At 59.2% G+C, this 12,760-nt stretch carries 10 protein-coding genes and 1 pseudogene; 4 read left to right on the top strand and 7 right to left on the bottom strand.

Annotated features, from left to right (window positions below; all coding sequences use genetic code 11):
- The first annotated feature begins 347 nt into the window (after positions 1–347).
- Positions 348–1,448 (top strand): dimethylsulfone monooxygenase SfnG, encoded by a 1,101-nt coding sequence (gene sfnG / locus QFW87_RS13365; protein WP_283190736.1) that lies wholly within the window; start codon positions 348–350, stop codon positions 1,446–1,448.
- A 53-nt stretch (positions 1,449–1,501) separates the two neighbouring features.
- Here sfnG and QFW87_RS13360 read toward each other — a convergent pair whose 3' ends face one another.
- Both QFW87_RS13360 and QFW87_RS13355 read right to left on the bottom strand, forming a co-directional pair.
- Entirely contained in the window at positions 1,502–1,978 is a 477-nt protein-coding gene (locus QFW87_RS13360; protein ID WP_283180260.1) for a nuclear transport factor 2 family protein, read from the bottom strand.
- A 56-nt stretch (positions 1,979–2,034) separates the two neighbouring features.
- Positions 2,035–2,598, bottom strand: a complete 564-nt coding sequence (locus QFW87_RS13355) for a TetR family transcriptional regulator (protein ID WP_283180259.1) — start codon at positions 2,596–2,598, stop codon at positions 2,035–2,037.
- A gap of 216 nt (positions 2,599–2,814) precedes the next feature.
- Between QFW87_RS13355 and pssA the strand changes: the two genes are divergently transcribed.
- Entirely contained in the window at positions 2,815–4,158 is a 1,344-nt protein-coding gene (pssA, locus tag QFW87_RS13350; protein WP_283190735.1) for a CDP-diacylglycerol--serine O-phosphatidyltransferase, read from the top strand.
- A 12-nt stretch (positions 4,159–4,170) separates the two neighbouring features.
- On the opposite strand, the gene QFW87_RS13345 is transcribed toward pssA, so the two are convergent.
- The 5 genes and pseudogenes from QFW87_RS13345 to QFW87_RS13325 form a co-directional block, all read right to left on the bottom strand.
- The gene (locus QFW87_RS13345) at positions 4,171–4,929 is read right to left on the bottom strand and encodes a hypothetical protein (RefSeq protein ID WP_283190734.1); all 759 of its coding nucleotides are present in this window, start codon (positions 4,927–4,929) and stop codon (positions 4,171–4,173) included.
- 219 nt (positions 4,930–5,148) lie between these two features.
- Positions 5,149–5,258: pseudogene (locus QFW87_RS13340) on the bottom strand (EfeM/EfeO family lipoprotein); the annotation flags it as partial.
- A complete protein-coding gene (locus tag QFW87_RS13335; protein ID WP_283190733.1) occupies positions 5,259–6,266 on the bottom strand; it encodes a DUF3829 domain-containing protein in 1,008 nt (335 codons plus the stop codon). It lies immediately after the preceding pseudogene.
- Positions 6,263–7,966 carry a J domain-containing protein gene (locus tag QFW87_RS13330; RefSeq protein WP_283190732.1) on the bottom strand — a complete coding sequence of 568 codons (1,704 nt, stop codon included), beginning with the start codon at positions 7,964–7,966 and terminating at the stop codon, positions 6,263–6,265. Before QFW87_RS13330 ends, QFW87_RS13335 begins: the two co-directional genes overlap by 4 nt.
- Positions 7,957–9,660 (bottom strand): molecular chaperone HscC, encoded by a 1,704-nt coding sequence (locus tag QFW87_RS13325; protein ID WP_283190731.1) that lies wholly within the window; start codon positions 9,658–9,660, stop codon positions 7,957–7,959. The genes QFW87_RS13330 and QFW87_RS13325 overlap by 10 nt, the downstream gene beginning before the upstream one ends.
- A gap of 154 nt (positions 9,661–9,814) precedes the next feature.
- Between QFW87_RS13325 and QFW87_RS13320 the strand changes: the two genes are divergently transcribed.
- Positions 9,815–10,831 (top strand): AraC family transcriptional regulator, encoded by a 1,017-nt coding sequence (locus QFW87_RS13320; protein WP_283190730.1) that lies wholly within the window; start codon positions 9,815–9,817, stop codon positions 10,829–10,831.
- A gap of 249 nt (positions 10,832–11,080) precedes the next feature.
- The gene (locus tag QFW87_RS13315; RefSeq protein ID WP_283190729.1) at positions 11,081–12,745 is read left to right on the top strand and encodes an AMP-binding protein; all 1,665 of its coding nucleotides are present in this window, start codon (positions 11,081–11,083) and stop codon (positions 12,743–12,745) included.
- The last annotated feature ends 15 nt before the right edge of the window (positions 12,746–12,760 follow it).

Below are 12,760 nucleotides of genomic sequence, written 5' to 3'. Positions count from 1 at the left end.
TCGGCAGTGAGTGCCAAGGGGGAATGCACGGTCCATGCCTAATTCAAAGGCCTGTCATTACTGGCTTGCACGGGTTTGCCCCGACTGCAACTGTTGCAGCGCCAACAGTGCATCAGCAAATTGCCCCAGACACACCCTGATCCCTGTGGGAGCGGGCTTGCTCGCGAAAGCGGTATCAGCCAACGAAGATGTTGAATGGCACACCGCTTTCGCGAGCAAGTCGGATCGCCGCACCGCCGCTCCCACAAGGATCTCGCTCGGCTCGGGGCCGTAGTGTCACCCGTCGCGATTCAAGCGCTGGCACGGTTGCTGCTCTTACCCCAGGACTTCCCTAAAGTCCCGAGGACATGCCAATGAGTCAGCAAGCCGTCAAATTTGCCTACTGGGTGCCTAACGTCAGCGGCGGGCTGGTGGTCAGCAAGGTCGAGCAACGCACCCACTGGGGCATCGACTACAACCGAAAACTGGCGCAACTGGCCGAAGAGGCGGGGTTCGAATACGCCCTGACGCAGATCCGCTTCACCGCCGGTTACGGCGCCGAGTACCAACACGAATCCGTCGCCTTCAGCCACGCGTTGCTGGCCGTCACCACCAAACTGAAAGTGATCGCCGCGATCCTGCCCGGCCCTTGGCAACCGGCGTTGGCGGCCAAGCAATTGGCAACCATCGACCAGCTGACTAACGGCCGGGTGGCGGTGAACATTGTCAGTGGCTGGTTCAAGGGTGAGTTCCAGGCGATTGGCGAACACTGGCTCGAACACGACGAGCGCTATCGCCGCTCCGAAGAATTCATCCGCTCGCTGAAGGGCATCTGGAACCAGGACAACTTCACCTTTCGCGGTGACTTCTACCGCTTCGACAACTACAGCCTCAAACCCAAACCGCAGGGTCAGCCGGAAATCTTCCAAGGTGGCAGTTCTCGCGCGGCTCGGGACATGGCGGCGCGGGTTTCAGACTGGTACTTCACCAACGGCAACACCCCGGAAGGCATCAAGGCCCAGGTCGACGACATTCGCGCCAAGGCGGCGGCAAACAATCATTCGGTGAAAGTCGGCGTAAACGCGTTTGTCATTGCCCGCGACACCGAAGAAGAAGCGCGAGCCGTGCTGGCGCAAATCATCGATCAGGCGGACCCGGAGGCGGTGAATGCGTTTGGCGATGCCGCGAAGCAGGCGGGCAGGGCATCACCTGAGGGTGAGGGCAATTGGGCCAAGTCGACGTTCGAGGATCTGGTGCAGTACAACGACGGTTTCAAGACCAACCTGATCGGTACGCCGCAGCAGATTGCCGAGCGGATCGTTGTGCTGAAAGCGGTGGGAGTGGATCTGGTGTTGGCGGGGTTTCTGCACTTTCAGGAAGAGGTGGAGTATTTCGGCAAGCGGGTGTTGCCGTTGGTGAGGGAGCTAGAAGCTAAAGCAGCGGCAAAGCAGCAGGCCGCGGTAGCCTGAACACCACAAACCCCTGTGGGAGCGAGCAAGCTCGCTCCCACATGGATCAGGGTTTACAGGCCCAGGTCGGACAGACTTGGATGGTCGTCAGGCCGACGGCCCAGTGGCCAATGGAACTTGCGGTCGCTTTCCTTGATCGGCATGTCGTTGATGCAGGCAAACCGATTGGCCATCAAACCGTTCTCGTCGAACTCCCAGTTTTCGTTGCCATACGAGCGGAACCAATTGCCCGAGTCGTCGTGCCATTCGTAGGCATAACGCACGGCGATGCGGTCGCCGGTAAAGGCCCAAAGTTCTTTGATCAGGCGGTAATCCAGTTCCTTGACCCATTTGCGCGTCAGGAAACCTTTGGCTTCTTCGCGGTTGTAGGCAAACTCGGCGCGGTTTCGCCATCTGGTGTCCAGGGTGTAGGCCAGCGACACGCGTTCCGGGTCGCGGGAGTTCCAGCCGTCTTCGGCCAGACGTACTTTTTCGATGGCCGATTCACGGGTGAATGGCGGCAATGGCGCACGAACTTCGGCATCAGACATTAATAGTCTCCCTATCAAAGTAATGTTCTAGCAAGTTGTCGGGCTTGGTTAAAGTGTTACAGGTCCAATAACTTTCGCGCCATGCATTGCGCATTATCGGCGGCACTGTGATCACCCATGACAAGCGCCACGGTAATGGCACCGTCGATCAGGATCAGCAGCTGTTTGGCCAGCGTCTCCGGGTCTGTGGCGCCCTGTTCGGTGCAGAGCTCGCGCACGTAGTCGAGCAGCTTCTGTTTATGGTCTTTGGCAACCAGGCGAACCGGGTCTTGCGGGTCGCCGGTTTCGCCGCTGGTATTGATGAATGCACAGCCACGGAAGCCTTCGGAGGCGAACCAGGCCTTGAGCACGGTAAACAGGTTAAGCAGCCGGTCGGCCGGTGTTTCAGCCTGGTCGACTTCGCTTCTGTACCAACGCATCCAGCGTACATCACGGCGTTGCAGGGCCGCGACGGTGAGCTCCTCCTTGTTGGCGAAGTAGCGGTAAATACTCTTTCTGGAGACGCCGGCGGTTTTCACCAGAAGATCCATCCCGGTGGCAGCGATGCCACTTTTGTAGATCAACTTTTCGGTGACATCCAGAATGATGTCGCGTGTGTCGTTGCTGGTTATTTCGTTCATGGCGCTACAGTAGAACGATCGTTCTCCTTGGTCAAGCGGGTATTTTTTGTCGCCTGAAAAATCGCTTTCGCGAGCAGGCTCGCTCCCACAGGGGAATGCATTTTAATGTGGGAGCGAGCCTGCTCGCGAAGGGGCCTTTACAGACACTAACAAGACCCAAGCGGATCCATGGTGTAAGCTCTCGGGTTCTTCGGATTCGACCTTTTTGCGAGCCCTATGCCGTCGCTTTTCAAACGCTCTCTGCTGCCCAAACTGCGCAGTTTTCCGCTGACCGCCGATGCCGTCACCATTCTTTCTGGCGCTGCCGAGTTTCGTCGGTGCCTGCTGGAAAAGATCGCCAGCGCCGCCCGGCGCATCTATATCGTCGCGCTCTATCTGCAACAAGATGAAGCCGGCCAGGAAATTCTTGATGCCTTGCACGCGGCCAAACTGGCGCGTCCGGAACTGGACGTGGTGGTGGTCGTTGACTGGCTGCGCGCTCAGCGCGGCTTGATCGGCGCCGGCAAACAGCCGGGCAACTCGGCCTGGTACCAGGAAACAACCCGCACTCATGCCAGTGAAGTGCCGGTGTATGGCGTTCCCGTGCAGACCCGAGAGCTGTTCGGCGTGCTGCATTTGAAAGGCTTCGTGATCGATGACTGTGTGATCTACAGCGGCGCGAGTCTGAACAACGTCTATCTACACAAGTTCGACAAATACCGCTACGACCGTTATCACGTGCTGCAGAACAGCGCCCTGGCCGATTCGATGCAGCACCTGGTCCAGCACGGTCTGATCGCCTCCAAAGCGGTGCATCGTCTCGATTTGCCGAACCTGCCGACCACCCGCAGCCTGCGCAACGACATCGGCGACTTGCGCAGCCGCCTCAAGCACGCGGCGTACGACACCACGACAGGCACCCCGGAAAAGGGTGGTTTGTCGGTCAGCCCATTGCTCGGTGTCGGCAAGAACAACCCGCTGAGTCGAGTGATTTGCGAGTTGATCGCCAGCGCTCAGCATCAACTGACCATCTGCACGCCATACTTCAACCTGCCGCTGCCCGTGACCCGGGAAATCAACCGGGCTCTGGCGCGGGGCGTGAAGATCGACATCATCGTCGGCGACAAGACGGCCAACGACTTCTACATCCCGCCGAGCGAGCCGTTCAAGGTGATTTCAGCGTTGCCGTACCTTTACGAGATCAGCCTGCGGCGTTTCGCCAAGCGTCATCATCGCAGCGTCGACAGCGGCCAACTGAACCTGCATCTGTGGCGTGACGGCGACAACACCTATCACCTCAAGGGCATGTGGATCGATCAGCGCTACACCTTGCTGACCGGCAACAACCTCAACCCGCGGGCATTCCGACTCGACCTGGAAAACGCCTTGCTGATTGATGATCCGAAAGGCGAGCTGCTGGGGCCGCGTCGTACAGAGCTGGCGGAGATTTTCGAGAACACCCGCCGGATCGAGCGTTACCAGGAGCTGGAAACGCTGCTGGAATACCCGGCGGGGGTGGCCAAGTTTCTCAAGCGCGTGAGTCGTGTGCGGATCGAGCGCTTGCTCTATCGGATTCTGTAACGCGCGATTGCGTCACTGCGGTGTTTGCCCGCCACTGGCGGGCGCCAACCCGGTGGTCTTCGGACACCTACGACGCTCGAAAGGTGTCATGAATGATTGGTCTCTGCTCACCACCAGTACGGTCTCATCGTCATTGCGGATGAGGCGTTCCAGCTCAGTGTTTTTGACACAGGGATCGTGGGCGTACATTTCATAACGCACGGCGAACAGCCAGCCGAAGGACTTCAGTGCTGTTTCATACCACGGCGTGATCTGGAGAATGCCCGAGACCAGTGCGAAGACGCCTAAAAGCCTCATGCTGATAACCAGTGTTACCCAACGCGCCGCTTTGGTTTTGAATTTAGGCACGATGATTTTCATTACGCCCATGAGCATGGAAAGCGTACCCATCACAAAGGCGTGAGCAAACACCAGGACGTAAACCACCATAACCACCATCAACAACACCGCCAGAGCGGCCAATGGCGTGAGAAACGCAGTGGTGTAAGGGAAAAGGGAGGGTGGGGCACCGGTGATTTCGTTGACTAGGGTGGAAGCGTATGCGGCTGAAAATGCCAGTGCCATCGTCAGCAACCCGGCGAATGTACCCCGGACCAGCCAGGAAGCTTCCTGCCAGGTTTTCAGGCGCGTAGCCCAAGCGTGAATTTCAATCAGTAAACCCAGGCCCGAAGCGATCGTTGCCACGCCCAGCAATGCCTGGCTCAGCGGGCTGTTCAGCAGCCTTTGCGGTTCGATGACAGCGCCAATTACCCAGGCAATTGCAGCCATCATCGCCACGCTCTAGAGCTTGATGCACAGCGATGCTTCAATCCATTCGATGGCAAATTCCATCAGGTTGTTCAGTCGTTTGTTCAAAGCCCTAAGTCCATATAAATACATCGCCAGTGGTGTCCTTCCGTCACAGCGCCATAGTATGCCGTAACACGAATATCCTCATCCGATGTAGCCGCCCTCCGAATCCTTGAAGGGCGGCGTGTACAGAAACTCAGTTCAAACCAAGCTGCCCCGCAACGTCGACAAATCCTCAGCCAGTGTATTCACCGGCCCGACCAGCGCCTTGCGGTCGTTTTCCTTCGCCCATACGTCTCAAAACCACCGTCTTAAAACAGCGGATTCACCCGACCGTTGTACACCTCGATCAACTGATCGTAGCGGCGGCCGATCCGCTCGAAGTCGTCACTCAGCTGTTGTGGCGAGGCGTTGGCTGCCCAGTCGTCGCGCAGCCTGTTAACGGCATCCAGATAGTTCTTACCGGGTGAACGCACATAGTTCCAGATGTTTTCCGGGTAATCGGCGTTGCTGGTTGCCGGGTTGGCTTGCATGTAACGGGTGCCGTCGTCCCAGGCCTGTTGCAGCATGAGTGTCGCGTCGCTCAAATCGCTGGCGTTAAAGGTTCGCTCGCGAACACGGTTGTCGAGCTTGAGCATGAGGGTTCGCGCTTGCAGCATGTAGGTGAGGATGTGCGCGTACTTGAGTTGATCCCGGGTCTTGAGCTGCTCGAGTTGAACCTGTCGCAAATCCAGATCCTCGGTATCAAGCTCGCGGCGCAGTTGGTCAGAAGCGTTGAGGTAGTCTTTGACTAACGGGATAAACAGGCTGTCGCGCTCGGCCTTGTCCGCCGGGCTGACCGAATAGGTCGGTCTGGCGCTGAAAAAGTCAAAAAGCCCGGCCGCTTCGTTGGCCGCCGACAGGGACGTTTCGAAGCGATTTTGCAACGGTAGCAACTCGGGTGCCGATTTCTGAAGGCTGTCTTTTTGCATCGCGTTCAACTGACAGGAATAGGCATCGTGGACCCTCGGGTAGTTGAGCTGCTCGCGAACGCTGACCATCTGGTCGAAGCCCTCGGGAAAGCGCTCCTTCAGGGTCGGATCGACTTTGCGGTCCCGGTTCAAGTAGTTGGCGTAGGCGTGACGCCAGCGGCTGTCGACTGAGTTCAGGCAGGCAATCAACGGGCGCAGGGCGTTGGCCTTTTCCCGCTCGGCGAGGTCAGGTTGACGGAGCCAGCGCTGGATCGGGGTAAGGAGAGTGCCTTGATGCTCTCTCAACATACCGAGAAAGGTCACGGTCAGCACGGCGGTGATTGCGACAGCCAGGACGCGCTTGTTCACGGTTGAGTCCTCTGAGCATGCGATGGCCCATACCATTGCTCATAGTCAGGTGCGATCCGGCATTCCTGACGACTGTCGAGGGGCCCACTGCAACTGCGTTTGGCAAACGGCTGCAACCCTTGATCCGGGCCCATCAACTGGCTGCTGGTAATGGTGTAAAACAGGAACGTCAGACCAATGACCCCGATCATCAGCGCAATCGACGGTGCCGAGCCCAAGGTGGGCAACCGAACCTTGGGAGGCTTGATGCGTAGCGTTTCTGGCCAGGCGACACGACTCAATACACCCAGCGCCAGCAGCACTGCGGTGTAGCTGGCAAATGCCGGCGCGCCACAGCAGGCCCAAGTCAATGCACCCATTAGCCAGCAGGGCAGCAACTCGCGCAGCACTAGAGGCGCAGGGCGTCTGAAGCTGAGTCTAGGCGACACGGCGCGGCTCAAATACACGTCCAATGACCAGAACCGGTCCGCCATCGGGCGCCAGACCCACAGCAATGCCGCGCCAGGCGTGACCAATACGCACAGCCAGAACAGCATCGCGGCAAAGCTTGCGCCGAGACCGGATTTATCACTGAGGTATTCGCCGGCTGCCCAGGTGAGCGACGCGCCAAACAACCCGGCAAACATGGGCCAGGCTTGGCGGCGCGGCACAAGGGCCTTCCAGAAATACGGATCACCGTTTGGCATGTCGCGGCATCGCGCCGGGTTCAGGCGCAGGAGCTTCTCGCTGAGTGTGCGACAGGCATTCCAGTCCGCTTCAAAAAAACGCCGGGTAAAGGCGCTTCGATCGGTGTCGGTCATTGGCGTCAGTAACAAGCGTGCCGCGCGGCTCTGGGGCTCACGATCATTCAGGACGGCCAGGCGTTCCAGGGTTTCAACAAACACCTGCTCATCTCGGCGTTTCACGAGCGCCGACCAATAAGGCTGCGAGCAACGCCCCCCGTCCTCTGTGGCGCTCCAGTGCTGATGTGAACACAGCGTTTCGAACACCTGCACAGACCAGAAGCTAGAATCCACCAGTAAACGGGCCAAGGTTTCATTAAACCAGTCGTGGCGTTCGAACGGCTGCAACCAGTCGGCTTGTTTGAGCGCCACAAAACGCTCGATGAACGCGTCGACCTGACCAGTGTCAAGCAACTCGCGCAAGCACTTTTCCACATGCTTGCAGTAAGCGCGAAGCAGCAACTCAAGCGCTTGTGGTGATAAATCCAGGCGTTGCCAGGTACTGAGCCAGTTGAACTGTTCCAGTCCCCAGGCTGCCAGCAACATCCCGTCGGCGCGGGGTGACAGGCACATCATCAACAACTGATCTTCGAACTCTTGGGTGCAGTGAGACACCCGTGCCTGCGCCAGACGCTCATCGAGCCGGTCTACCGTGACGTCCTCCAGTAACTGCTCCGCCCGTTGCGCTCCGGCGTGTTGCTCAAGCCGTAGATGTTCCAGCTCGAAGCTAAGCCCGGCGTCAAACGACGGCGCAGGTGACTGTCGTTCAACTGTGGGTTCGCGCTGACTGAACGACGGTATCCCCGGTTCGCGGCGGCTCCACTCCATGGCCTGCTCGTAGGCTTCGCGCAGACGCTGAAAACCAATCGGGTCTTCATCCGGCCGATGCACTTTAAGCAGCGTTGCGTATTGGCGTTTGATGCTGCGTGAATCGGCATCGGCTTCCAGCCCCAGAATTGCCCAGCAGTTCACCGCCACAGGCCCTGTTCCAGTTCGTCGAGCTGTTGCGTCAGTTGCAGGCGCAGTTCGCGTATCGCGCGGTCGTCCTGGGTATCGAGCACCTGCTGAAAGCGGTTGGCCATGTGATCGAGGCGTTGACGCAAATCACCGAGGCTTTCCTGATAGAGGCGTTCGAGACGGGCATTTAGCAGGCTGTTGACCTGTTGCTCGCGCGGGTGAACCTTGAGGTTGGCCAGCGCGGCCAGGCGTTTCTGGACTTCTTCGGGATCGAGTACACCGGGATTGTTTTCGATCACCAGGATCCGACGCTCACCGGTACGATTTATCAGCGCCTCGGCTTCGAGCAGGCCGTTGTTATCGTAAGTGAAGCGTACATCGATGCTGATCTCGCCAGCCGGCGCCACGGGCACCTCGATGTCCATTTCCCCCAGATAAATGTTTTCTTTTACCCAACGACTTTCGCCCTGGTAAATCTTCAACTGCACAACGCGCTGATGGTGGCGCAGGGTCGAGACGGTTTTGACCCGGCTCACCGGGACCACGCAGTTTCGCTCGATAATTGGCAGGTAATGACCCGCTTGCGTACTTTCGCCGACGCTGACCGCGACTTCGATGCCCAAGGTGTATGGGCAAACGTCGGTCAACACCACCTCTTCGAGTGCGGCATCCCGTGCCTTCAGGGCCGCCTGCACCGCTGCGCCCAGCGCAATCGATTCGTCCGGGTTAAGCGCAATCGAAGGGAACCGACCGAACAACCCGGCCACCATCCGCCGGATCATCGGCATCCGGGTCGTGCCGCCCACCAGCAGGACTTCGTCCAGCTCCGATGGCCGAATGCGCGCATCGCGTAGCGCGGTTTCGATCGGGGTGCGCAGACGCACGAGCAGCGGCGCGCAGAGTTCGGCCAACTGTGTCTGGGTGAACGTCTGCTCCCATTGGCCGGAGCCATGGCGCAGGACGAAGGTCGCGCTGTCGGCCTGGCCAAGGGCGTGTCGCACGCGCTCGGCTTCGCGGCGCAGGCGATGGGCGATATTCGGTTCCGTCAGTGAGGGCATGTCGCTACGGTTGGCGTGTGCGGCGACAAAGGCCTGAACCAGCACGGTGTCGAAATCTTCGCCACCGAGAAAGTTGTCGCCAGCGCTGGCGCGTACTTCCATGACGCCGTCGAACAGTTCGAGGATCGACACATCGAAGGTGCCGCCACCGAGATCGAACACCAGAAACGAACTGGCGCTGTCGCGTTGATGCAGTCCATAAGCGAGGGCCGCGGCAGTCGGTTCGTTGATCAGTCGCTCGACCTTGAGGCCGGCCAATTCGCCAGCGATTTTCGTGGCTTTGCGTTGAGCGTCGTTGAAATAGGCGGGTACGCTGATCACCGCTTCAGTGACAGTTTCTCCGTAGAGGCGTTCGACGTCTTCCTTCAGGCTGCGCAACACCAGTGCCGACAGCTCTTCCGGTCGGAACGATCGGGGGCCGAGGCGAAGTTCATGAGCGCTGCCCATGTGTCGTTTGAACAATGCCGCCGTCAACTGTGGATGAGTCTGCAAACGTTCCTTTGCAGCCTGACCGACCAGCACTCGACCCTCCTCGTCAAGGCCCACCACGCTTGGGGTCAGCAGACTTTCCAGGGCGTTGGGAACCAGCTCGGGCGCGCCGTTGCGCCAAACGGCAACCAGGCTATTGGTGGTGCCCAAATCAATGCCGACGATCATAACGTTTGCAACTCCATGTCTATTCGGGAATTCCCGGCAACAGCCTATCGGCCACAGGGTCAGGTAATTGAGCCGGCTTTTGCGCAAGACTGGCTTTTTACTCCGTGCTGCCTAAGATGGCCGACAGATTAATCAGTGCACCCGAGTGATGTTTATGTCGGAAAAAGACACCATCTCCATTCAACTGGTGCGTGAAGCGCTGTTGCAAAGCTGCGCCCCAGGAGCCGCTACCGAAGAGGTGTTGAACAAAGTCGGCATCGATCCGGCACTGCTGGAAACCACCACTGCCCGCGTGCCGGCGACCGCTTACGCAAGGCTGTGGCGCTTGTTGGCCCGGCGCCGGGACGATGAGTTTTTTGGCATGGACCCGCGCAAACTCAAATCCGGCAGCCTGGAGTTTCTCTGTCGATGTTCCATGGTCCAGCCGAGTCTGGCTGCCGGCCTGACCTCGGGTTTGAGCTTTCTGTCGTTGATGCTCGAACACTTGCCTGCACAGCTGGTTCGTCAGCAAAGCCTGGCGGAAATCGTCCTGCTCGAAGACGATCAGGACCCACGCCGCGCCTTCACCTATTTCACTTACTGGATGATCGTTCACGGCGTCGCCTGCTGGCTGGCAGGGCGACGGATTCCGATCCTGGCCATCGAATTGCGCTGCCCGGCACCGGACTTCTGCGATGACTATCAGGTGATGTTCTCCGAGAACCTGCGTTTCGACCGGCCGCGCACGCGGATGATTTTCTCCGCCGAGTGCCTGGACTTGCCGATCAAGCGCAGTCCGGAAGAACTCAAGCGTTTCCTGGCCCATGCACCGGCCAATATTCTGGTCAAGTACCGCGACCCAGAGAGCCTGGCCAGCCGGATCAAGCACGATTTGCGGCAACTGCCCGCCGAACACTGGCCGGAAACCGAACCCTTGGCACAACAGCTGTGCATGTCGGCTTCCACCCTGCGTCGACGCCTGGCTGAAGAGGGCCAGACTTACCAGGGGCTCAAGGACAGCGTGCGCAAGGAATTGGCGATTGTCTGGCTGGCCGAGCCTGCCATCAGCTTTGCCGAGATCGCCACGCGGCTGGGGTTTGCCGACACCAGCTCGTTCTACAAGGCGTTTCGCAAGTGGTCGGGGTCAAATCCGGGGCATTACCGCAGCCTGATCCTGAACGAAGCCGATTGATCCGGATTGGGTGGTGATGCAGCCGGCCTCTTCGCGAGCAGGCTCGCTCCCACATGTGGAATGCGTTCCCCTGTGGGAGCGAGCCTGCTCGCGAAGGGGCCCTGACTGGCGCCACACCTCTTGAATCTTGGCCAAACCAGTCACGCAACTTGATAGCTTTGACCATTGTCCCGCGCCCCGCACAGAGCGAGTATTTCCCTGTTAATAAAGGTTCCCCCAGCCTAATAAAAATACAAAGGGATTCTGGCAATGCGTGATTATTTGTCTGCTACATCACAGTTCAATTATCAGCACACCGTCGACGCCGCACTCGCGGGCGATTTGACTGCCCTCAACGCCTGTGTCGAGTGTTGCGACCGGCATGCCTTGCCGGGGCGCATCGCGCTGTTCTGGGAAGGTCGCGATGGCGCCAGCGCGACCTACACCTTCAGCGACTTGCAGGACAAAGCCGCGCGGCTAGCCAATTTCCTGCTGGCCCAAGGCGTGAAAAAAGGCGACAAGGTCGCCGGTCTCCTGCCACGTAACATCGAACTCTTGATCACCGTGTTCGCCACCTGGCGCATCGGCGCGGTCTACCAGCCGCTGTTCACGGCATTCGGCCCGAAAGCCATCGAACACCGCCTCAGCTCCTCTGGCGCCAAAGTGGTGGTCACCGACGCGGGCAATCGCTCCAAACTCTCTGAAGTCGCCGACTGCCCGACCATCGTCACCGTCGCCGGCCCCAAAGGCCTGGGCATCGTCCGCGGCGATTACAGCTTCTGGGCCGAACTGGCCAATTATTCTGCTGAGTGCGAACCAGTCCTGTTGACCGGCGAAGACCCGTTCCTGCTGATGTTCACCTCGGGCACCACCGGTCCATCGAAAGCGCTGTCCGTACCGCTCAAGGCCATCGTCGCCTTCCAGAGTTACACCCGTGACGCCGTGGACTTGCGCCCTGAAGACGCCTTCTGGAACGTCGCCGATCCGGGCTGGGCCTACGGCATCTATTTCGGTGTCACAGGTCCCATGGCCATGGGGCATCCAATCACCTTTTACGATGGCCCGTTCTCCCTCGAAAGCACCTGCCGGGTGATCAACAAATACGGGATCACCAACCTCACCGGTTCGCCGACGGCCTATCGCCTGTTGATCGCGGGTGGCGACGAGTTGGCCCGCTCGATCAAGGGCAAGCTGCGCATCGTCAGCAGCGCCGGCGAGCCGCTGAACCCGGAAGTGATTCGCTGGTTCGCCGACAACCTCGGCGTGGCCATCCACGACCATTATGGCCAGACCGAACTCGGCATGGTCCTGTGCAATCACCATGGCCTGGAGCATCCGATCCACATGGGCGCCGCCGGTTTCGCCTCGCCGGGCCACCGCATCGTAGTGCTGGATGACGAGTACAAAGAACTCGGCGTCGGTCAGCCTGGCATTCTGGCCATCGATCGCACCCAGTCGCCGATGTGCTGGTTCGCCGGTTACGAAGGCGCACCGACCAAGGCCTTCGTCGGCAACTATTACCTGAGCGGCGACACCGTCGAGTGGAACCCGGACGGCAGCATCAGCTTCGTCGGTCGCAGCGACGACGTGATCACCACCTCGGGCTATCGCGTCGGTCCGTTCGACGTGGAAAGCGCGTTGATCGAGCACCCGGCAGTGGTCGAAGCGGCCGTGGTCGGCAAACCCGATCCGGAGCGGACCGAACTGGTCAAAGCCTTTGTCGTGCTCAGCGCGCAATACCGCGCTGCACCGGAACTGGCCGAAGAGTTGCGCCAACACGTGCGCAAACGACTGGCCGCGCACTCGTACCCCCGTGAAATCGAATTTGTCAGCGAATTGCCGAAAACCCCTAGCGGCAAATTGCAGCGCTTTATCTTGCGCAACCAGGAAATCGCCAAGGCTCAAGAGGCCGCCGCGAAGAATGTTTCAGCTTGAATCCAAGGAAACAAT

It is taken from the genome of Pseudomonas sp. PMCC200344, from assembly GCF_030053095.1.
GTDB classification, from domain to species: domain Bacteria; phylum Pseudomonadota; class Gammaproteobacteria; order Pseudomonadales; family Pseudomonadaceae; genus Aquipseudomonas; species Aquipseudomonas svalbardensis.
This window is presented reverse-complemented; position numbering and strand designations above follow the sequence as displayed.

Coding starts and splice junctions, on each gene's coding strand:
- QFW87_RS13325 (WP_283190731.1), bottom strand. CDS start 9,660: ATGATCGTCGGCATTGATTTGGGCACCACCAATAGCCTGGTTGCCGTT.
- QFW87_RS13320 (WP_283190730.1), top strand. CDS start 9,815: ATGTCGGAAAAAGACACCATCTCCATTCAACTGGTGCGTGAAGCGCTG.
- QFW87_RS13360 (WP_283180260.1), bottom strand. CDS start 1,978: ATGTCTGATGCCGAAGTTCGTGCGCCATTGCCGCCATTCACCCGTGAA.
- QFW87_RS13315 (WP_283190729.1), top strand. CDS start 11,081: ATGCGTGATTATTTGTCTGCTACATCACAGTTCAATTATCAGCACACC.
- sfnG (WP_283190736.1), top strand. CDS start 348: ATGCCAATGAGTCAGCAAGCCGTCAAATTTGCCTACTGGGTGCCTAAC.
- pssA (WP_283190735.1), top strand. CDS start 2,815: ATGCCGTCGCTTTTCAAACGCTCTCTGCTGCCCAAACTGCGCAGTTTT.
- QFW87_RS13355 (WP_283180259.1), bottom strand. CDS start 2,598: ATGAACGAAATAACCAGCAACGACACACGCGACATCATTCTGGATGTC.
- QFW87_RS13345 (WP_283190734.1), bottom strand. CDS start 4,929: ATGATGGCTGCAATTGCCTGGGTAATTGGCGCTGTCATCGAACCGCAA.